At 70.7% G+C, this 18,712-nt stretch carries 18 protein-coding genes; 13 read left to right on the top strand and 5 right to left on the bottom strand.

From position 1 onward, the window contains the following. Positions 1 to 12: 12 nt before the first annotated feature. Positions 13 to 1,221, bottom strand: a complete 1,209-nt coding sequence (locus R8Z57_RS00985; RefSeq protein WP_318351893.1) for an MFS transporter — start codon at positions 1,219 to 1,221, stop codon at positions 13 to 15. A 364-nt stretch (positions 1,222 to 1,585) separates the two neighbouring features. Here R8Z57_RS00985 and nrdH point away from each other — a divergent pair, with 364 nt between their 5' ends. Genes nrdH through nrdF form a run of 4 tightly spaced genes read left to right on the top strand, consistent with a single transcriptional unit; the run spans position 1,586 to position 5,432 of the window. Continuing rightward, positions 1,586 to 1,819 (top strand): glutaredoxin-like protein NrdH, encoded by a 234-nt coding sequence (gene nrdH, locus R8Z57_RS00980; protein WP_116196298.1) that lies wholly within the window; start codon positions 1,586 to 1,588, stop codon positions 1,817 to 1,819. A 1-nt stretch (position 1,820) separates the two neighbouring features. Then, positions 1,821 to 2,264 (top strand): class Ib ribonucleoside-diphosphate reductase assembly flavoprotein NrdI, encoded by a 444-nt coding sequence (gene nrdI / locus R8Z57_RS00975; protein ID WP_318351892.1) that lies wholly within the window; start codon positions 1,821 to 1,823, stop codon positions 2,262 to 2,264. Continuing rightward, complete coding sequence (nrdE, locus tag R8Z57_RS00970) at positions 2,249 to 4,402, top strand: class 1b ribonucleoside-diphosphate reductase subunit alpha (protein ID WP_318351891.1); 2,154 nt, start codon at positions 2,249 to 2,251, stop codon at positions 4,400 to 4,402. The genes nrdI and nrdE overlap by 16 nt, the downstream gene beginning before the upstream one ends. A gap of 55 nt (positions 4,403 to 4,457) precedes the next feature. After that, the gene (nrdF, locus tag R8Z57_RS00965; protein WP_318351890.1) at positions 4,458 to 5,432 is read left to right on the top strand and encodes a class 1b ribonucleoside-diphosphate reductase subunit beta; all 975 of its coding nucleotides are present in this window, start codon (positions 4,458 to 4,460) and stop codon (positions 5,430 to 5,432) included. Positions 5,433 to 5,641: 209 nt separating this feature from the next. On the opposite strand, the gene R8Z57_RS00960 is transcribed toward nrdF, so the two are convergent. Further along, on the bottom strand, positions 5,642 to 6,583 hold the full coding sequence (locus R8Z57_RS00960) for a helix-turn-helix transcriptional regulator (protein WP_318351889.1): 942 nt from the start codon (positions 6,581 to 6,583) through the stop codon (positions 5,642 to 5,644). A gap of 474 nt (positions 6,584 to 7,057) precedes the next feature. Here R8Z57_RS00960 and R8Z57_RS00955 point away from each other — a divergent pair, with 474 nt between their 5' ends. After that, on the top strand, positions 7,058 to 7,738 hold the full coding sequence (locus R8Z57_RS00955; RefSeq protein ID WP_318351888.1) for a hypothetical protein: 681 nt from the start codon (positions 7,058 to 7,060) through the stop codon (positions 7,736 to 7,738). A 10-nt stretch (positions 7,739 to 7,748) separates the two neighbouring features. Here R8Z57_RS00955 and R8Z57_RS00950 read toward each other — a convergent pair whose 3' ends face one another. Then, positions 7,749 to 8,861, bottom strand: a complete 1,113-nt coding sequence (locus R8Z57_RS00950; protein ID WP_318351887.1) for a class I SAM-dependent methyltransferase — start codon at positions 8,859 to 8,861, stop codon at positions 7,749 to 7,751. 92 nt (positions 8,862 to 8,953) lie between these two features. Between R8Z57_RS00950 and R8Z57_RS00945 the strand changes: the two genes are divergently transcribed. Together R8Z57_RS00945 and R8Z57_RS00940 are read left to right on the top strand one after the other, a co-directional pair. After that, the gene (locus R8Z57_RS00945) at positions 8,954 to 9,403 is read left to right on the top strand and encodes a helix-turn-helix domain-containing protein (RefSeq protein WP_318351886.1); all 450 of its coding nucleotides are present in this window, start codon (positions 8,954 to 8,956) and stop codon (positions 9,401 to 9,403) included. 22 nt (positions 9,404 to 9,425) lie between these two features. Next, positions 9,426 to 9,890, top strand: coding sequence for a DUF3817 domain-containing protein (locus R8Z57_RS00940; protein WP_318351885.1), 465 nt, complete (start codon positions 9,426 to 9,428; stop codon positions 9,888 to 9,890). Positions 9,891 to 9,995: 105 nt separating this feature from the next. Here R8Z57_RS00940 and R8Z57_RS00935 read toward each other — a convergent pair whose 3' ends face one another. After that, complete coding sequence (locus R8Z57_RS00935) at positions 9,996 to 10,367, bottom strand: GNAT family N-acetyltransferase (protein ID WP_318351884.1); 372 nt, start codon at positions 10,365 to 10,367, stop codon at positions 9,996 to 9,998. Between the two features lie 181 nt (positions 10,368 to 10,548). Between R8Z57_RS00935 and R8Z57_RS00930 the strand changes: the two genes are divergently transcribed. Further along, positions 10,549 to 13,185, top strand: coding sequence for an ATP-dependent Clp protease ATP-binding subunit (locus R8Z57_RS00930; RefSeq protein ID WP_318351883.1), 2,637 nt, complete (start codon positions 10,549 to 10,551; stop codon positions 13,183 to 13,185). A 106-nt stretch (positions 13,186 to 13,291) separates the two neighbouring features. Here the strand turns inward: R8Z57_RS00930 and R8Z57_RS00925 are convergent, their stop codons facing one another. Then, positions 13,292 to 14,011, bottom strand: a complete 720-nt coding sequence (locus R8Z57_RS00925) for a DUF72 domain-containing protein (RefSeq protein ID WP_318351882.1) — start codon at positions 14,009 to 14,011, stop codon at positions 13,292 to 13,294. A gap of 111 nt (positions 14,012 to 14,122) precedes the next feature. Here R8Z57_RS00925 and R8Z57_RS00920 point away from each other — a divergent pair, with 111 nt between their 5' ends. The 5 genes from R8Z57_RS00920 to R8Z57_RS00900 are packed head-to-tail and all read left to right on the top strand — an operon-like array spanning position 14,123 to position 18,700. Further along, a complete protein-coding gene (locus tag R8Z57_RS00920) occupies positions 14,123 to 14,998 on the top strand; it encodes an LLM class flavin-dependent oxidoreductase (RefSeq protein ID WP_318351881.1) in 876 nt (291 codons plus the stop codon). Then, positions 14,995 to 15,759: an LLM class flavin-dependent oxidoreductase gene (locus tag R8Z57_RS00915; RefSeq protein WP_318351880.1), complete on the top strand. Its 765-nt coding sequence runs from the start codon at positions 14,995 to 14,997 to the stop codon at positions 15,757 to 15,759. The genes R8Z57_RS00920 and R8Z57_RS00915 overlap by 4 nt, the downstream gene beginning before the upstream one ends. Next, complete coding sequence (locus tag R8Z57_RS00910; RefSeq protein ID WP_318352700.1) at positions 15,759 to 16,157, top strand: hypothetical protein; 399 nt, start codon at positions 15,759 to 15,761, stop codon at positions 16,155 to 16,157. The genes R8Z57_RS00915 and R8Z57_RS00910 overlap by 1 nt, the downstream gene beginning before the upstream one ends. Beyond that, positions 16,154 to 17,158, top strand: coding sequence for an epimerase (locus R8Z57_RS00905; protein ID WP_318351879.1), 1,005 nt, complete (start codon positions 16,154 to 16,156; stop codon positions 17,156 to 17,158). Before R8Z57_RS00910 ends, R8Z57_RS00905 begins: the two co-directional genes overlap by 4 nt. Positions 17,159 to 17,173: 15 nt before the next feature. After that, on the top strand, positions 17,174 to 18,700 hold the full coding sequence (locus R8Z57_RS00900) for an ATP-dependent DNA ligase (protein WP_318351878.1): 1,527 nt from the start codon (positions 17,174 to 17,176) through the stop codon (positions 18,698 to 18,700). The last annotated feature ends 12 nt before the right edge of the window (positions 18,701 to 18,712 follow it).

Genomic DNA, 18,712 nt, shown 5'->3' with positions numbered 1-18,712 from the left:
GGCCGGGCCGCGTCAGCCGATCGTCGTGACCGGCTCGGTGTCGGGGATCGGGCTCGCGCCCCGCACGCGCAGATCGGGCAGGCCCCGCGCGAACACGATGGCGACGAGCAGGCCGAGCGCGCAGAAGGCCGCGGCGGACGCGTATGCGGCCGTCACGCCGCCCGGGCCGTCGATGAGGATGCCGGCGACGGCCGATCCCGCCGCGGCGCCGATCAGCTGACCCGTGCCGACCCACCCGAACGCCTCGGCGGTGTCGCTGAACTTGACGCTCGCCGTCGTGACCGCCGAGAGCACGGCGAGGGCCGGCGCGATGCCGATGCCGGCCAGGAACAGGGTGGCGCCGATCCACCACACGTTCACCCAGAGCGCGGTGAGCGCGAGTCCGACGGCCACGACCGTCAGGCGCCGCGCCATCGCCCACCGGCCCATCGGCAGATGCCCGAAGGTGAGTCCGCCGGCGAGGCTGCCGATCGAGAAGACGGCGAGCACGAGTCCGGCCTCGAGTCCGCCGTGGTCGAACGTCGCCACGACGCTCGCCTCGACGGCGGCGAAGGAGCCGATGAGAAGGAAGCCGATGATCGTCGCCAGCAGGATCGGCGGACGGGTGAGGACCTTGCCGAACGACCGCTTGCTGCGCGGGATGCGCACGCGCCCGACCTCGGGGGAGAGGATGAACCAGGCGCCCCCGCCCACCAGGATCACCACGACCAGCATCAAGCCGACGACGGTGCCTGCCTGCGTCGCGACGAAGGTGATCAGCACCGGGGCCAGGATCCAGATGAACTCCTGCAGCGAGGCGTCCAGCGAGTACAGCGCGGTCAGCTGCGTGGAGTTGACCATCTTGGCGTAGATCGTGCGCACCGCGGCGACGATCGGAGGCGTCGCGGCGCCCGCGATGAACCCGAGGACGATGTACGCCGGCACCGGGACGACGAGCAGGGCGATCGCCGTGAGGGATGCCGCGGCCACCGCGGTGGTGAGGGTGAGCACCGGGCGCATGCCCCAGCGGCCCATCCAGCGGCTCGTCACCGGGCCCGCGAGCGCTTGACCGATCGAGACGGCGGCCAGCACGACCCCCGCCGCCCCGTACGAGCCGGTGATCCCCTCGATGTGGAGGAGGATCACGAGGCTGATCATCCCGTTCGGGAACCGTGCGGTCAGCTGGGCCGCGATGATGCGCGCGACCCCGGGGGTGCGAAGGAGTTCCCGGTAGCCGGCCACCCGACAACGCTACGTCAGGTGGCGACGCGCCGAGGACGCCGACGCGACACGCCGAAGGCTCTCTCCACAGGCGAATCCGATGTCGGCGCCCCTCGCTACCGTCGCGCCTGTGGACGGATGCGGCCGCGGAGCGTGAAAGCCCTGTGATCCAGGCGTTTTCCCAGGGTCGCGCGCTGTGGATGAATCCGTGGACAACCTGTGTTGTACATGGGGAGAGCGGTGGAAAATCACACCGATGTAACTACTAGCCCTTGTGGTGCTATCGAATGTCGGTACCCATATGTAGTATTGGACTCCCGGTGGGGGGTCTACCGGAAACTACGCCGGATGCCACCGGGGGAAGCACTGAGGAGACGGAATCGACATGGCGATCACGGTTTACACGAAGCCCGCGTGCGTGCAGTGCACGGCGACGTATCGAGCACTCGATTCCAAGGGGATCGAGTACGAGATCCACGACCTCTCGGAGGACCCGGCGGCCCTCGAGCAGGTCAAGGCCCTGGGTTACCTCCAGGCCCCGGTGGTCATCACCGATGAGGACCACTGGTCGGGCTTCCGTCCCGACAAGATCGACGAGCTCGCCTCGCGACTGGCGTGACATGGCCGTCGTGACGCAGGGCGTCGCGACGAGCGCCCCGCTGCTGGTCTACTTCTCGAGCGTGTCGGGCAACACCGCACGATTCGTCGAGAAGCTCGGCGCCCGAGCCGTCCGGATCCCGCTCCGTTCGACGGATCCGGGGCTCGTGGTCGACGAGCCGTACGTCCTCGTGACACCCACCTATGGCGGCGGCCAGGGGAAGGGCGTCGAGAAGGGCGCCGTTCCCAAGCAGGTGATCCGGTTCCTCAACGACGAGCGCAACCGGCGCTTCATCCGCGGAGTCATCTCCGCCGGGAACACCAACTTCGGCGAGCACTTCTGCGTCGCCGGCGACATCATCAGCCGCAAGTGCAACGTGCCGCACTTGTACCGGCTCGAGGTATTCGGCACGCCTGAAGATGTGGAACGCGTGAGCGCGGGATTGGAACGATGGTGGGAACTCTGACGGAGACCGATTTCAAGGCGGAGGCTCGCTTCGAGGGCATGGATTACCACGCCCTCAACGCCATGCTGAACCTGTACGACGCGGACGGGCAGATCCAGTTCGACGCCGACAAGCGCGCGGCGCGGGAGTACTTCCTGCAGCACGTGAACCAGAACACGGTGTTCTTCCACTCCCTCAAGGAGCGCCTGGACTACCTGGTCGAGAAGGAGTACTACGAGGGCGCCGTCCTCGAGAAGTACTCGTTCGAGTACATCCAGAAGCTCAACGACCTCGCATACTCGAAGAAGTTCCGCTTCGAGACGTTCCTCGGGGCGTTCAAGTACTACACGAGCTACACGCTCAAGACGTTCGACGGCAAGCGCTACCTCGAGCGCTTCGAGGACCGCGTCGTCATGACCGCCCTCGCCCTCGCCGACGGCGACGAGAAGCTCGCCACCGCCCTGGTGGAGGAGATCATCTCGGGTCGCTTCCAGCCGGCGACCCCCACGTTCCTCAACGCGGGCAAGGCACAGCGCGGCGAGCTCGTCTCGTGCTTCCTGCTCCGCATCGAAGACAACATGGAGTCGATCTCGCGCGGCATCAACTCGTCGCTGCAGCTGTCCAAGCGCGGCGGCGGCGTGGCGCTGCTGCTGTCGAACATCCGCGAGTCGGGTGCGCCGATCAAGCAGATCGAGAACCAGTCGTCGGGCATCATCCCGGTCATGAAGCTCCTCGAAGACAGCTTCAGCTACGCCAACCAGCTCGGCGCGCGGCAGGGTGCGGGCGCGGTGTACCTCAACGCGCATCACCCCGACATCATGCGGTTCCTCGACACCAAGCGCGAGAACGCCGACGAGAAGATCCGCATCAAGACGCTGTCGCTGGGCGTCGTCGTCCCCGACATCACGTTCGAGCTCGCCAAGAACGGCGAGGACATGTACCTCTTCTCGCCGTACGACGTCGAGCGCGTCTACGGGGTGCCGTTCGGCGACATCTCGGTCACCGAGAAGTACCGCGAGATGGTCGACGACCCGCGCATCAAGAAGACGAAGATCAACGCGCGCGAGTTCTTCCAGACCCTCGCCGAGATCCAGTTCGAGTCGGGCTACCCGTACATCATGTTCGAAGACACGGTGAACAAGGCCAACCCGATCAAGGGCCGGATCAACATGTCGAACCTGTGCTCCGAGATCCTCCAGGTCAACACGCCGACCACGTTCAACGAGGACCTGTCGTACGACCAGATCGGCAAGGACATCTCGTGCAACCTGGGCTCGCTCAACATCGCCCTCGCGATGGACGGCGGCGACCTGGCGCAGACGGTGGAGACCAGCATCCGCGCTCTCACCGCCGTGAGCGACCAGAGCCACATCCGCTCGGTGCGCTCGATCGAAGACGGCAACGACCGCTCGCACGCGATCGGCCTCGGGCAGATGAACCTGCACGGCTACCTCGCCCGCGAGCACGTCTACTACGGCTCGGAAGAGGGCGTCGACTTCACGAACATCTACTTCTACTCGGTGCTGTTCCACGCGCTGAAGGCGTCGAACACCATCGCGATCGAGCGCGGTGAGGTGTTCGACGGGTTCTGGGACTCGAAGTACGCGACCGGCGAGTTCTTCGACAAGTACATCGACCAGGAGTGGGCACCCGCGACCGACAAGGTCGCCGAGATGTTCGCCGGCCACCACATCCCGACGCAGGACGACTGGCGCGAGCTGAAGGCGTCGATCCAGCAGCACGGCATCTACAACCAGAACCTGCAGGCGGTGCCGCCGACCGGCTCGATCTCGTACATCAACAACTCGACGTCGTCGATCCACCCGATCGCGGCGAAGATCGAGATCCGCAAGGAGGGCAAGCTCGGCCGCGTCTACTACCCGGCGGCGTTCATGACGAACGACAACCTGGAGTACTACCAGGACGCGTACGAGATCGGCTACGAGAAGGTCATCGACACCTACGCCGCCGCCACCCAGCATGTCGACCAGGGACTGTCGCTCACGCTGTTCTTCAAGGACACCGCGACCACGCGCGACATCAACAAGGCCCAGATCTACGCCTGGCGCAAGGGCATCAAGACGATCTACTACATCCGCCTCCGCCAGATGGCGCTCGAGGGCACGGACATGAGCGAGTGCGTCAGCTGCACCCTCTGACCCCCGGTCGTTGAGCGAGCTTGCGAGACGAAACGTTTTCGGAGAAGAAGGAAAGATGAGCGAGAAGCTCCAGCTCCTGGACCACGTCCAGGCCATCAACTGGAACAGGATCCAGGACGACAAGGACCTCGAGGTGTGGAACCGCCTCGTGAACAACTTCTGGCTGCCCGAGAAGGTGCCGCTGTCCAACGACATCCAGTCGTGGAACACGCTCACCCCCGAGGAGCAGACCCTCACGATGCGGGTGTTCACCGGCCTGACCCTGCTCGACACCATCCAGGGCACGGTCGGCGCGGTGTCGCTGATCCCCGATGCGCTCACCCCTCACGAGGAGGCCGTCTACACGAACATCGCGTTCATGGAGTCGGTGCACGCCAAGTCGTACTCGTCGATCTTCTCGACGCTGTGCTCGACGAAGGAGATCGACGAGGCGTTCCGCTGGTCGATCGAGAACCCGAACCTTCAGAAGAAGGCTCAGATCGTCATGGAGTACTACCGGGGCGATGAGCCGCTCAAGCGCAAGGTCGCGTCGACCCTGCTCGAGTCGTTCCTGTTCTACTCGGGCTTCTACCTGCCGATGCACTGGTCGAGCCGCGCCAAGCTCACCAACACGGCCGACCTGATCCGCCTCATCATCCGTGACGAGGCCGTCCACGGCTACTACATCGGCTACAAGTTCCAGCGCGGGCTCGAGAAGGTCGACGAGGCGACCCGCAACGACATCAAGGACTACACGTTCTCGCTGCTGTACGAGCTCTACGACAACGAGGTGCAGTACACGCAGGACCTCTACGACGGCGTCGGCCTCACCGAGGACGTCAAGAAGTTCCTGCACTACAACGCCAACAAGGCCCTCATGAACCTGGGGTACGAGGCGATGTTCCCCTCGACCGTCACCGACGTGAACCCGGCGATCCTGTCGGCCCTCTCGCCGAACGCCGACGAGAACCACGACTTCTTCTCGGGGTCGGGCTCGTCGTACGTCATCGGCAAGGCCGAGGCGACGGAGGACGAGGACTGGGACTTCTAGAAGCTCCAGAACACGCTTCGCCCGTATTGGGCGGCTGAGAGGCCCGGACCCGCAGGATTCTGCGGGTCCGGGCCTCCTCTCCGATCGGGATCATCGGGTGCTCGGCTGCCGAGGCGCCGACGACCCCGAGCTGCCAGCCGCGCTGGTGTCGCGCGGCTCCTCCTGACGCATCCCGGCATCCGCGGCGCGTCCCGACAGCAGGTCGGGGATCAGCGGTCCAGGACCTGCTTGGGCGAGACGCCGTACGCGTCGGCGAAGTACCCGGCGAATCGGCTCGGAGACAGGAACCCCCATCGTCGGCTGATGTCGCGCACCGTGTCTCCGCGGGTGGGGTCTCCGAGACGGAGGTCTTCGTAGGCTGCCTGCAGCCGCACGTTGCGCAGATAGGTCCTCGGTGGCGTCTGGTCGATCTCCCTGGCGCGGAACGCGGTGGTCAACTCCCTGACCGAGGTTCCCGCGGCCGCCGCGACGTCGAGCACCGTGATGGGCAGCGACGCGTGCGCGTGCATGAAATCGACGGCTTCGCGGTGGATCCGAGCCAGGCGCTCTATCGACGCCCGCCGCTGGACCGGGTCGCCCACGAGTCGGAAAGAGTCGAGGGCGGTGACGGCGAGGAGCCGGTAGACGGTCGTGCGGACCATGTCGTCGTGCAGTCGACCGGCGCGCTGGAGGTTCTCGGCGACGTCGAGCACGGAAAGAACCGTGGCCCCCGCCCGCGGGCTCGCCGGGTGTGCTCCGTCGAACGCCAGGGCCAGGTCGTCCTGCCCGTACAGCACACGGGCGGTCTCCGCGAGGGCGGCGGGCTCCAGGATGACGGCGCGGTTGCAGGTCGGCTGGAAGAACGTCTCGTAGCGGGTGTTCGGCTGGAACAGCACCGGTGCGGACGACAGGTCGCCGTCTTCGTCGCCCGTGTGCCAGCCGACCGGGGTCGAGCTGGTGCCGATCACGAACTGGTCGCTCTCGCCGGCGCACCCATACGATCCCGCGGATCGCGTGATCGAGATCTGGAACCGATCGTCCCCGACCACGAGCTGAGCGAGCACACCGAACCCCGTGCTCATCTTCACGGGGCCGTACACCCCCGTGAGATGCTGCTCGGTCCGGTCCGGGTCGTCGAGATCGAGGACCCTCTCGAGATAGGCGGGCGACATCACAACCTTCCTGCGACCGTCGCTGCGGCGACGACTTCCGCCCAGCGTGCCCCCGCATCGGGCATGGGTCAATCCCACCGACGCGGGGCCACGCTCGCGCTGATGATGACGGATGCCGGGGGCCGCGGCATCCGTCATCATCTCGTCGAGACGAACCTCTCGAAGTCGCGTAATAGAACCGACGTCGCGGTGTCTCTTGAGTGGGGGGATTGCGCCGGAGCCCCGGTCCGGCACCCCGGCCGCGAGTCCCGAGCTTGTGGCTACCGGGGGAGCCGGCATTCTCGCGTCGGCCCCCCGGTCAATCTCCGGCCTGCGCCGCGGTGTTCCCGCGTGCGGCCGCGAGCTCCCTGGAGTCACGCGAAGCGCGTGAAATCGCGGGCGGACAGGTGACACGCGGCCACCGCGTTCCCTACAGTGGCCACATCGGCACCGGGCTGTGGGAGTCCGGGCCCAGCGCGGGGGAAGGGGTTGACCGTGGAGAGCAGCACGAGCCCGAGCAGCGAGTCCGGGCGCGCCGTCGCCGCGCCCGGTCGCCCGCCGGCGGCACCCGTCACCCGCGGGACCCTGGTGTGGTTCGGCCTGGGGTTCGTCCTCCTGTCGTTCTTCGCCGCCTTCCTCGGCTCGTGGCTCGCACGCTCGGTCGACACCGCCGAGGCGGTCCCCGCCCCCGCGCCGTCGCAGTCCGAGACCGTGGCGCCCGAGTACGAGGAGGCGCTGGCCGAGATCCTGCCCGCGGGCTCTGCCGTCAGGGCGGGGTCGGGCGTGCCCGAGGCGGGCAAGGGCTACGAGGGCGACGTCTACATCGACATCCTGACCGCCGACGTCTACTACTTCGAGGACGGGGAGTGGACCCACGTCGGCAACATCCGTCAGTCGGCGGCCGAGAACCTCACCGGCGAGCAGGGGCCGGCCGGGGCGCAGGGAGCTGCGGGGCCGCAGGGGCCGACGGGAGAGGCGGGCGCGCCCGGCGCGCCCGGAACGCCCGGGACGCAGGTCGCCCTCGGGACGTCCGCGCCCGCGGATGAGACGTGCACCGCCGACGGAGACATCTACATCGACACCGCCGCGGTGGAGTTCTACGAGTGCCAGGCCGGGGAGTGGGTGCTCTTCGGACCGACGACCGAGCCGACGCCCGAACCCGAGCCGACGGAGTGACTCGGCGCCGCTACGACCGGCGCGTCGAGGCGGTGACGGTGAACTTGGCGTTGCGTGCGACCTGGCGCGTCGGTCCGACGTGGCGCTCCAGCGCGGGGCGGTAGCGCAGGGCGGAGTTCCACACCGTCCACAGCTCGCCGCCCGGTCGCAGGACGCGCGCGGCGTCGGCGAACATGCGGGGTGCGATGCCCTCGTGCACGGCGGAACCGGAGTGGAACGGCGGGTTCAGCGCGATGAACGACGCGCTCTCGTAGGGTCGTGACCCGAGCATGTCGTCACGGACGACCTCGACACGGTCGGCGACCCCGTTGGCGATCGCGGTCGCCCGCGCGGAGGCGACCGCGGCGGCCGACTGGTCGCACGCCACGATCCGCAGCGCGGGTTCGCGGAGCGCCAGCGTCGCGCCGACGACGCCGGTGCCGCACGCGAAGTCGATGACATCCCCGCCGCTGGTGACGAGCTCGGGCAGCTGTGCGAGGAGGAATCGCGTGCCGATGTCGATCGACGTCCCGGCGAAGGCACCCCCGAACGCGCAGACGACGAGCCCGTCGTGCGTCTCACGCCGGGGCGCGGGATCGGCTCCGCCCCGCGCGCCGCGGACCACGAGCACGCGCGACTTCTGACGCGCGTGCGTGACGTCCAGTCGCACGAAAGAGTCGCGCAGCACGTCGTTCATCGCGAGCGTCATGTGCTTGACCCGCCCGCCGGCGAAGACCACGACGTCCGGCTCGGCGTGCGCCGCGATGAGCTGCGCGATGTCGCGCAGCGCGTCGAGCGACCGCGGCAGCCGCAGGAGGACGACGCGCGCGCCGCGCACGAGGTCCTCCGACAGCGGCAGCGACGCGAAGGCGCCGGTGAGTGCCGCGCGGTGCGCGTTGGCGGCGAGGGCGCGCTCGCCCGTGAGCGGATCCTGGTGGACGCGGATGCCGCTTCCGCCGTCGGCGGCGGCACTCAGGGTGAGCGCCCCGTAGCCGTCTCCGATCACGACCAGCTCGCCGGGGGCGGCCTCGCGCCGCGCGGACACGGACTCGTCGAGCAGCAGCCGGTCGGCGGCATCCGATGCGACGAGATCGGGAGCCTCGACGTCGGGCCACCGCCGCAGGTCGTCGAGCGAGAACGTCACCGTCCCACGCTACCGGGGCGGTGCGTGCGAAGGCGGTGCGGCCGCACCCGCGAATGCGCACCGGATCCAGACGGCGGGTCTAGCATTCAGAGGTGTCCGAGCGCCCGTTCAGCCCCGTCATCTCGCTGCTCACCGTGGCCGCCGTCTGGGACGCGCACCTGGGCGCCCAGTTGCGCGACCTCGGACTCACGACGCGCAAGTACGGACTCTTGGCCCACATCGACGCCACACCGGGCATCTCGTTCAGCGAGCTCGCCCGGCGGTCGCAGATCACGGTCCAGTCGGCGCATGCCGCCGTGCAGACGCTGGTCGCTGACGACCTCGTCGCCGACGCGACGGCGCACGCCGGTGCGGCGTCCGACCTGCGGGTGACGGCGCGGGGAAGCGACGTGCTGCAGGCTGCTGAACGACGGCTGGCGGCGCTCGACGCGAATCTCACCGCGGGCGCGCCGGGCCTGGCCCGCGCGCTGGAGGGACTGCACGAGGAGCCGTTCGGCCTGGACCGCGGCTCGCTCGGCACGGGAGCCGGTCCGAACCGCTGATTCCTTCAGGTAGCCTGAAGGTGTGTTCCGAAATCCCCATCACCTCTTCCGTGCGCTCGCGATCGCCGAGGCGATCTCGTGGACGCTCCTCATCGCGGGCCTGATCGCGCGGGCGCTCACCGGCTGGTCTTTCGGGGTCACCGCGGGTGGCGGCATCCACGGCTTCATCTTCCTGTCGTACGGGGCGACGGTGATCCTGGTCGCGCTCAACAACCGCTGGCGCGTGGGCGCGACTCTCGTCGCGCTCGTTAGCGCCATCATCCCCTACGCGACCATCCCGGCCGAGCTGTGGCTGCAGCGCACCGGACGACTCGCGGGCGCCTGGCGCCTCGACCCGACCGACGACCCGCGCGACGCCACCTGGTACGACCGGACGATGCGCTGGTTCCTGCGCCGCCCGTGGGTGCTCGCCGGGCTCATCGCCCTGGCAGTCGTCGCTCTCTTCGTCGCCCTGCTGATCATCGGTCCCCCCGGCGGACGCGACTGACGCGCCGACCGCGGCCGGAGGGGCGCGACGGGTGCGCCGAACCGCAGCCGGACGGGCGCGGCAGACGCGCCGGTTGCGCAGCGCGTCCGGCGCGTCCGTCGCTGCTCAGTCCCGCGGCGGCAGCTGCTGCAGCGTCCAGGTGTTGCCGTCGGGATCGTCGAAGGTGACGAAGCGGCCCCACGCCTGCTCGTCGACGCCCTGCGCGTCGAGGCCCTGCGTCCGCAGGTGCGCCAGCGCCTCGTCGGCGTCGGGCACCACGACCTGGATCGTGTTCTGCTGCCCCGGCTCGAGCGTGCCGCCGAGGCCGGTGCCGAAGGCGATCGAGCAGGCCGAGCCGGGCGGCGTCATCTGCACGAAGCGGAGCCCTTCGAAGGGCACCTGGTCGTGGTCGGCGTGGAAGCCGATGCGCTCGTAGAACTCCTTCGCGCGGTCGACGTCGCTGACCGGCACGAAGATGAGCTCGATCTTCCAGTCCATGGGCATCCCTCTCGTCGGTGAATCGGGCCCCCTCCATCGCTCACGCTACGCCCGGGGTCCGACAATCGGCGGGGTCGGCGTCGATCCGGGAATACCTGCGCGGTTCCTCCGTTGAACTTGACAACGCCTGTATCAAGTTCAAAACTTGATGCCGATCCACTCAAGTTTCAGGAGAGATGGAATGCCCGAAGACTTCACCCCCCAGGCCGCCGGCGACGGAAGCTCGTTCGACGAGTTCCTGGCCCGCTACCTCGCGGGGGAGCGCGCCCGTGCGGAGCGCTCGATCGACCTCAGCCGCTTCCTGGGCGCCCGCACCCAGCAGCTTCTCCAGCGCGCCGGCAAGTACGCGCTCGACCGGGGCCAGCATGAGCTCGACGCCCTCCACGTGCTGCGCGTCCTGGTGGCCGAGGCCCCGGCGCGCGACGCGGTGCGCCGCATCGGTGCGGACGCCGACGCGATCGTGCGCGCCACGGAGGAGCGCCTGCCCGCGCCCGCTGCGGCGGCCGACGTCGACGGTGCCGTGGTCACCTCGTCCGTGCAGCGCGCGCTCTTCCACGCCTACCAGGTCGCCCGGTCGTCCGGTTCCACGTATGTCGACCCGGAGCATCTGTTCTTCGCGCTCGTGCTCGCGCAGGACACCCCGGCCGGGCAGGTGCTGGCACGCGCCGGCGTCACCGCCGAGGCGCTGACGCAGGGCGCGCGCGAGACCGTATCGCCCTCGAACGCCCCCGCGACGGACGAAGCGGATGCCGCGGCATCCGACACTCCGATGCTCGACACCTACGGCACCGACCTCACCGCGCGCGCCCTGGACGGCGAGCTCGACCCCGTGATCGGCCGCGCCGACGAGATCGAGCAGACGATCGAGATCCTCAGCCGCCGCACGAAGAACAACCCCGTGCTCGTCGGCGAGGCCGGTGTCGGCAAGACAGCGATCGTCGAGGGCCTCGCCCAGGCGATCGTCGAGGGCGCCGTGCCCGAGCAGCTGCTCGGCAAGCGCGTGGTGGCCCTCGACCTCCCGGCGATGCTGGCGGGCACCCGCTATCGCGGGGACTTCGAGGAGCGCCTGACCAAGACGATGGACGAGATCGCCGACCGCAAGGACGAGCTCATCGTCTTCATCGACGAGGTGCACACCGTGGTGGGTGCCGGCGGCGCCGGTGACGGCGGCATGGACGCCGGCAACATCCTGAAGCCGCGCCTCGCCCGCGGCGAGCTGCACCTGGTGGGCGCGACGACCCTCAAGGAGTACCGCGTCATCGAGAAGGACCCCGCCCTCGAGCGGCGGTTCCAGCCCGTGCGTGTCGGCGAGCCGTCGGTCGAGGACGCCGTGCTGATCCTGCACGGCCTGAAGCCGGCCTACGAGGAGCACCACGGCATCGTGTACACCGACGAGGCGCTGCGCGCGGCCGTGGAGCTCAGCGACCGGTACCTCACCGAGCGCGTGCTGCCCGACAAGGCCATCGACCTCATCGACCAGGCGGGTGCCCGGCTGCGGCTGCGGCTCGGCGCGCGCGCCGAGGGACTGAGCAGCCGGCGGATCAGCGGGCTCATCGAGCGCCTCGCGACGCTCGAGGCCGACAAGAACGCCGCCGTCTCGGCCGAGCACTACGAAGAGGCCTCGCGCATCCGCGACCAGATCGCCGACGTGCAGGAGCAGCTGGACCGCGCGACCGCGCCGAGCCAGGGGATCTCGCGCGAAACACAGGGCGATGCCCTCGGTCTCGGCGAGAATCCCCGGGTTCGGGATGCCGGCACCCCCGCGGCGGTCGTCGACGAGGCACAGATCGCCGCCGTGATCAGCCGGGCCACCGGCATCCCGGTGAACCGGCTCACCGAGACCGAGCGCGAGCGCCTCGCCGCCCTCGAGGACGAGCTGCACGATCGCGTGATCGGGCAGCACGACGCCGTGACCGCCGTCGCCAAGGCCGTGCGCCGCAGCCGCACCGGCATGGGCGACGCCCGCCGGCCCGTGGGCTCGTTCCTCTTGCTCGGCCCGACCGGGGTGGGCAAGACCGAGCTCGCCAAGGCGCTGGCCGGGTCGCTCTTCGACGACGACACCGCGGTGATCCGGTTCGACATGAGCGAGTTCGGCGAGCGGCACACCGTGTCGCGTCTCGTCGGCGCCCCTCCCGGATACGTCGGCTACGACGAGGCCGGACAGCTCACCGAGCGTGTGCGGCGCAACCCGTACTCGATCGTGCTCTTCGACGAGATCGAGAAGGCGCACCCCGACGTGTTCAACCTGCTGCTGCAGGTGCTCGATGACGGGCGCCTGACCGACGGCCAGGGCCGCACGGTCGACTTCCGCAACACCGTGATCGTGATGACCTCCAACCTCGGCTCGGAGTTCCTCGCCTCCCGCGGCGGCGCGATCGGCTTCCTCGCCGACGGCGGCGGGTCGACCGGCTTCGGCTCGGAGAAGGACCTGCGCGACCGCGTGTTCAGCAAGCTCCGCGAGGCGATGCGGCCGGAGTTCCTCAACCGCATCGACGAGATCGTGCTGTTCCGCAAGCTCGAGAAGCCGCAGCTGCAGAGCATCGTGCGCCTGCTGCTCGGGGCGTCCGACGCCCGCCTCGCCCAGCGCGAGGTGTCGCTGGTGGTGACCGACTCGGCCGTCGCCTGGCTCGCCGACAACGGCTACGAGCCCGAGTACGGCGCCCGCCCGCTGCGGCGCCTCATCCAGCGCGAGGTCGACGACCGCATCGCCGACCTGTTCGTCACGGGTGCGCTCGTGGACGGCGGGACGGTGACGGTGGATGCCGCGGCCGACGCGCTGACGGTGGTTTCGGGTTCGCCCTTCGCCCAGGCCGCCTGACCCGCTCAAACCCCGCTCACCTGTCGCGATCTGCCGCCCGTGCCGGCAGGTTGTGACAGGTGAGCTTCGGGGGCGCCGGCCGTCGGGCGTGGTGCTCCGGCACGGGTCAGGGCTGCAGCATCCCCTTCAGCGTCCGGGCGTTGCGGACGGCGTTGCCCTCGCCGTCGTTGTTGAAGTAGGCGAAGACCTCGTGCCCGCCGGCCTCCCATTCCCCGATGCGGTCGGCCCACCACCTCAGGTCGTCGTCCGAGTACGAGCCGGCGTACAGATGCTGCGTGTCGGGGCCGTGCAGCCGCACGTACACGAGGTGGGTGGTCGCGCGGAGGATGCACGGGAGGTGCGCCCCGCTCATGACGCAGTACGCGGCCGCGTGCCGCTCCAGCATCGCGAACACCGCCTCGTCGTGCCACGACGGGTGCCGGAACTCGATCGCCGGCCGCGTCCAGTCCGGCAGCACCGTGAGGAAGTGGTCGAGCAGCCCATCGTCACGCTCGAGGCTCGGATGCAGCTGCACGATGAGCGGTCCCCGTTTGCCATCGAGGGCGTGCAGGCCGCGGGTGATGCGCTCGATCCAGACCTCGGGATCGCGCAGCCGGCGTGCGTGGGTGAGGCCGCGCGAGGCCTTGACGGCCATCTCGAATCCGTCGGGGAGGCGATCGCGCCACGCGGCGTACCGGGCGTCGGCGGGCCAGCGGTAGAAGCTGCCGTTGAGCTCGACGGTGTCGAACTCGGCCGTGTACTGGTCGAGCCAGGTGCGCTGGTCGCCGCGATAGATCACGCCGCGCCAGTGGGGGTAGATCCACCCCGAGGTCCCGATCCGAGCCATGGCCCCAGCGTGGGCGACGCCGGCCCGGAGCGGCACGGGGTTGCACCGCCGCCGCGTCCGCGATAGCCCCGCCAGGATGCGACTGTCGGCGACCGCTGACAGAGTGGGTCCATGGCGCGCATCGGAGCGATCTTCAACCCCTACACGCACACCCCCGACGAGTTCCGCGATGCGGTGCTGGCGGCCGAGTCCGCGGGCCTCGGGGAGCTGTGGATCTGGGAGGACTGCTTCCGGCAGTCGGCCTTCGCCGCCGCGTCCGCGGCGCTGGCCTGGACCGACGCGCTGCGCGTCGGGATCGGCATCGCGCCGATGCCACTGCGCAACGTCGCGGCGACGGCCATGGAGATCGCGACGATCGAGCGGCTGTTCCCCGGCCGGCTGCTGCCGGGGGTGGGCCACGGCGTGCTCGACTGGATGGGACAGGTCGGCGCGAGGGCCGCCTCGCCGCTGACCCTCATGCGCGAGTACGTGCCCGCGCTGCGCGCACTGCTCGCCGGCGACGAGGTGACGGTGCCGGGCCGCTACGTCGGCCTCGATGCCGTGCGCCTGGACTACCCGCCGGTGACACCGCCGCTCGTCTACGCGGCCGCCGAGGGCCCCAAGACGCTGCGCCTCAGCGGCGAGGTCGCCGACGGCACCGTGCTCGACAGCGGACACACCGCCGAGGAGTACGCCACGGCGACCGCGTCGATCCGCGATGCCCGCGCGCAGGCGGGGCGCGGTGAGGCGCACGACATCGTGGCGTACGTCGTGACGGCGTTCGGCGCCGACGCCGAGGCGCGCGCGACAGCCGACGTCGGCGACAAGCCCGATCCGGCGTCGCGGGCGCTGTGGGGCGAGCCGGACCGCGTCGCCGCCGAGGCGCAGCGGTTCTTCGCGGCGGGCGTCGACGACGTCGTCCTGCTCCCCGCCTCGCGCGGCGACATCGCCGAGTTCTACCGCTCGGCCGCCGAGGTCGCACGCCTGGTGCGGGGCGACGCCGCATGACCGCCGTCCTCTCTCTCGGCATCGCGGCGGCCGGCGGTTCCGAACTCGCCGCGCGCATCGCTCCCGCCGCCGAGGCCGCGGGGCTCCATGCGCTGTGGGTCAACGACACGCCGGGGCATGATGCGCCGGCGCTGCTCGCGGTCGCCGCCGACGTGACGGAGCGCCTCGTGCTCGCCACGGGCGTGCTGCGCGTCGACCGGCGCACCGCGAGCGACATCGCGGCCGCGGCGGCCGCGCTCCCGCAGGACCGCCTCGTCCTGGGGATCGGATCCGGGCAGCTGCGCGTCGGCGCCGTCGACGCCGTGACGGATGCCGCCGCCGACCTGCGCGCCGCCACCCGGGCGCGCGTCGTGGTCGGAGCGCTCGGCCCGAGGATGCGGCGGGCGGGGGCCGCGGCATCCGATGGACTCCTCCTCAGCTGGCTGACGCCCGAGGCGGCCGCCGCGCAGACGGCGGAGGCGCACGAGCTAGCGCCCCGCGCGCACGTCGCGCTCTACGTGCGGGCGGCCACCGACCCCGCCGCGGTCGCCGCGCTCGAGGAGGAGACGGCGCGTTACGCCGGGTACCCGGCCTACGCCCGCAACTTCGCGCGGCTGGGAGTGGATCCCGCGACCACCGTGATCCGCCCCGCCGAGCTGCGCGAGCGCATCGCGGCCTACCGGGGTGCGGCCGACGAAGTGGCGCTGCGGATGATCACGCCGCACGGCGGCGTCGACGAGCACCTCCGGTTCATCGACGCGGTCGCGGAGGCCGTCGCGTGATCCGGCTGATCGCGCGTGCGGCGCTCGCGGCGCTGCTGCTCGCCGCCGGGGTGTCTCACCTCACGTGGGGGCGCCGCGGCTACCGGATCGTCGTGCCCGACTGGGCGACGCGCCTGCTGCGCACCGACAAAGACACCATCGTGGTCGCCTCGGGGGTGGTCGAGATCATGCTCGGCGGTGCGCTGGTCGCGCTGCCGGCCGAGCGGCGCCGCGTCGGATGGGTGGTCGCCGCGTTCTTCGTCGCCGTCTTCCCGGGCAACGTGCACCAATGGCGCACGCGGCGATCTGCGCCGATGCTCGAGACCGACCGTGCCCGGCTCCTCCGGCTCCTGCTCCAGCCGGTGCTCGTGGCCTGGGCGCTGTGGAGCACGTTCGACGCTCGCCGGCGCGCCCGGTGAGCCAGCCGCGCGCCGTCATCGCGGGTGCCTCCGGCTTCGTCGGCACGGCGCTCGTCGCGGCGTTCACCGACGACGGCTACGAGGTGCGCACCATCGGACGGCCCGGCGGCGGCGCCGACGTGGCATGGAGCGACCGGGACGGCGTGCGGCGCCTGGTCGACGGCGCGGCGGTGCTCGTGAACCTCGCCGGCACGTCGGTCAACCGCCGGTACACCGACCGCAACCGCGACGACATCCTGCGCTCGCGTGTCGAGACGACCCGCCGGCTCCGCGAAGCGGTGACGGATGCCGCGGCCCCACCGCCGGTGTGGCTCAATGCCAGCACCGCCACGATCTACCGCTACGCACTCGACCGGCCGCAGACCGAGGCCGACGGGGAGCTGGGACAGGGGTTCTCGGTCGACGTCGCGCGCACGTGGGAGGACGAGTTCTTCCGCGGCGAGCTGCCGGCGACACGGCGTGTGGCGCTGCGGATGGCGATCGTCATCGGCGACGGTCCCGCGACGCGCGTGCTCCTGCGGCTGGCGCGGCTCGGGCTCGGGGGACCCCAGTACGACGGCTGGTGGTTTCCGCGCCGCCGCTACCGCGGCATCGGGCCGGCGCCCACGGGCGATGGCCGCCCGCCGTGGCATCGCTCGCGCGGGCGCCAGCGATTCAGCTGGATCCACCTCGACGACGTGGTGGGCGCGGTCCGCTTCGTCCGGGACCGCGACGACATCGCCGGGCCCGTGAACCTGGCGGCACCCGCCGCGAGCGACAACCGCACGCTCATGGCGACCCTGCGACGCGTCACGGGCGCGCCGGTCGGTCTGCCGGCATGGCGGTTCATGCTGGAGCCGGCGATGTGGGTGCTGCGCACCGAGCCGGAGCTCGTCCTCAAGAGCAGGTGGGCGCAGCCCGCCGCGCTCACCGCCGCCGGCTACGTGTTCGTGCAGCCCGACCTGGAGCGCGCGCTGCGCGATGCGGCGCACATAGCGAGGGGAGCGCGTGTCGGCACCTGATGCGACAATGCGGGAGTGCTGCTGAACGAGCTGGTGGAGGCGACCGAGACGGTCGCCGCCACGTCGTCGCGTCTGGCGAAGATCGCCGCGCTCGCGACCGTGCTGCGCGGGCTCGACGCCGACGAGGTCCCGGTGGCGATCGGCTTCCTCACCGCCAGCCCCCGGCAAGGGCGGCTGGGCGTCGGCTGGCGCAGCCTGGGCGGCCTCGACGTCGCGCACGCCCGCGAGCCGGGGCTCACGGTCCTCGACGTCGATGCCGCCCTGACCCGGCTCGCGGCGACCGACGGCGCGGGGTCGGTGAGCGCGCGGCGGACGGAGCTCGACACGCTCGCCGCGGCCGCGACCGCCGCCGAGTGGGACTTCGTGGCGCGGGTCATCCTCGGCGAGCTGCGCACCGGGGCCCTCGAGGGCGTGCTGCTGGATGCCGTGGCCAAGGCGTCCGGGCGGGAGGCCGCGACCGTCCGGCGCGCGGCCATGCTGTCGGGCGACCTCGGCGAGACGGCGCGCCTGGCACTGTTCGGCGAGCCGGAGGACCTCGCGTCGGTCGGGCTGGAGGTCGGGCGCGGTGTGCTGCCGATGCTCGCGTCGACCGCGGGCTCGGCGACCGAGGCCGTGGCCCTGCTCGGGGGAGCGGCGTCGGTCGAGTACAAGCTCGACGGCGCGCGCGTCCAGGTGCATCGCGACGGCGACGCGGTGCGGGTCTTCACGCGCAGTCTCGCCGACATCACCCACCGCGTCCCCGAGATCGTCGACGCCGTGCGGGCGCTGCCGGCGGAGCGCGTGATCCTCGACGGGGAGACGCTGTCGCTCGACGAGGACGGCGCGCCCCGGCCGTTCCAAGACACCATGGCGAGGTTCGGTTCCGAGGCCGCCGCCGCCGTCGCCCTGCGTCCGTGGTTCTTCGACATCCTCCACCTCGACGGGCGCGACCTGATCGACGAGCCGCTGTCGACCCGCCTCGAGATGCTCGAACGGGTCGCCGGTGACGCGCGCATGCCCGGCGTGGTCACCGACGACCCCGTCCGGGCCGAGGAGTTCTCGCGCGAGGCGCTGGCGGCCGGCCACGAGGGCGTGATGGTCAAGGGCATCGACTCGCCCTATGCCGCGGGGCGGCGCGGAAAGAGCTGGCTCAAGGTCAAGCCGGTGCTCACCTACGATCTCGTCGTGCTCGCGGTGGAGTGGGGCTCGGGTCGGCGCACCGGCAGGCTGTCGAATCTGCACCTCGGGGCGCGCGACCCCGAGGGTGAGTTCGGCGAACCGGGCGGGTTCGTAATGGTCGGCAAGACCTTCAAGGGGCTGACCGACGCGACGCTGAAGTGGCAGACCGAGCACTTCCCGACCATCGAGACCCATCGCTCGTCGTACGCCGTGCACGTGCGACCAGAGACCGTCGTCGAGATCGCGATCGACGGCGTGCAGCGGTCGACCCGGTACCCCGGCGGCGTGGCGCTGCGCTTCGCGCGCGTGAAGGGCTACCGCCCCGACAAGCGCGTGGACGAGGCCGATACGATCCAGACCCTGCGCGCTCTGCTGCGCGGCTGATCCGGGCGTGCG

The sequence above is a fragment of the Microbacterium sp. M3 genome, from assembly GCF_033548675.1.
Classification (GTDB): Bacteria; Actinomycetota; Actinomycetes; order Actinomycetales; family Microbacteriaceae; genus Microbacterium; species Microbacterium arthrosphaerae.
The sequence above is the reverse complement of the archived record's forward strand: the minus strand, read 5'-3'. Positions and strand labels throughout refer to the sequence as shown.

Coding starts and splice junctions, on each gene's coding strand:
- R8Z57_RS00930 (WP_318351883.1), top strand. CDS start 10,549: ATGCCCGAAGACTTCACCCCCCAGGCCGCCGGCGACGGAAGCTCGTTC.
- R8Z57_RS00960 (WP_318351889.1), bottom strand. CDS start 6,583: ATGTCGCCCGCCTATCTCGAGAGGGTCCTCGATCTCGACGACCCGGAC.
- R8Z57_RS00920 (WP_318351881.1), top strand. CDS start 14,123: ATGGCGCGCATCGGAGCGATCTTCAACCCCTACACGCACACCCCCGAC.
- R8Z57_RS00935 (WP_318351884.1), bottom strand. CDS start 10,367: ATGGACTGGAAGATCGAGCTCATCTTCGTGCCGGTCAGCGACGTCGAC.
- R8Z57_RS00925 (WP_318351882.1), bottom strand. CDS start 14,011: ATGGCTCGGATCGGGACCTCGGGGTGGATCTACCCCCACTGGCGCGGC.
- nrdF (WP_318351890.1), top strand. CDS start 4,458: ATGAGCGAGAAGCTCCAGCTCCTGGACCACGTCCAGGCCATCAACTGG.
- nrdH (WP_116196298.1), top strand. CDS start 1,586: ATGGCGATCACGGTTTACACGAAGCCCGCGTGCGTGCAGTGCACGGCG.
- nrdE (WP_318351891.1), top strand. CDS start 2,249: ATGGTGGGAACTCTGACGGAGACCGATTTCAAGGCGGAGGCTCGCTTC.
- nrdI (WP_318351892.1), top strand. CDS start 1,821: ATGGCCGTCGTGACGCAGGGCGTCGCGACGAGCGCCCCGCTGCTGGTC.
- R8Z57_RS00915 (WP_318351880.1), top strand. CDS start 14,995: ATGACCGCCGTCCTCTCTCTCGGCATCGCGGCGGCCGGCGGTTCCGAA.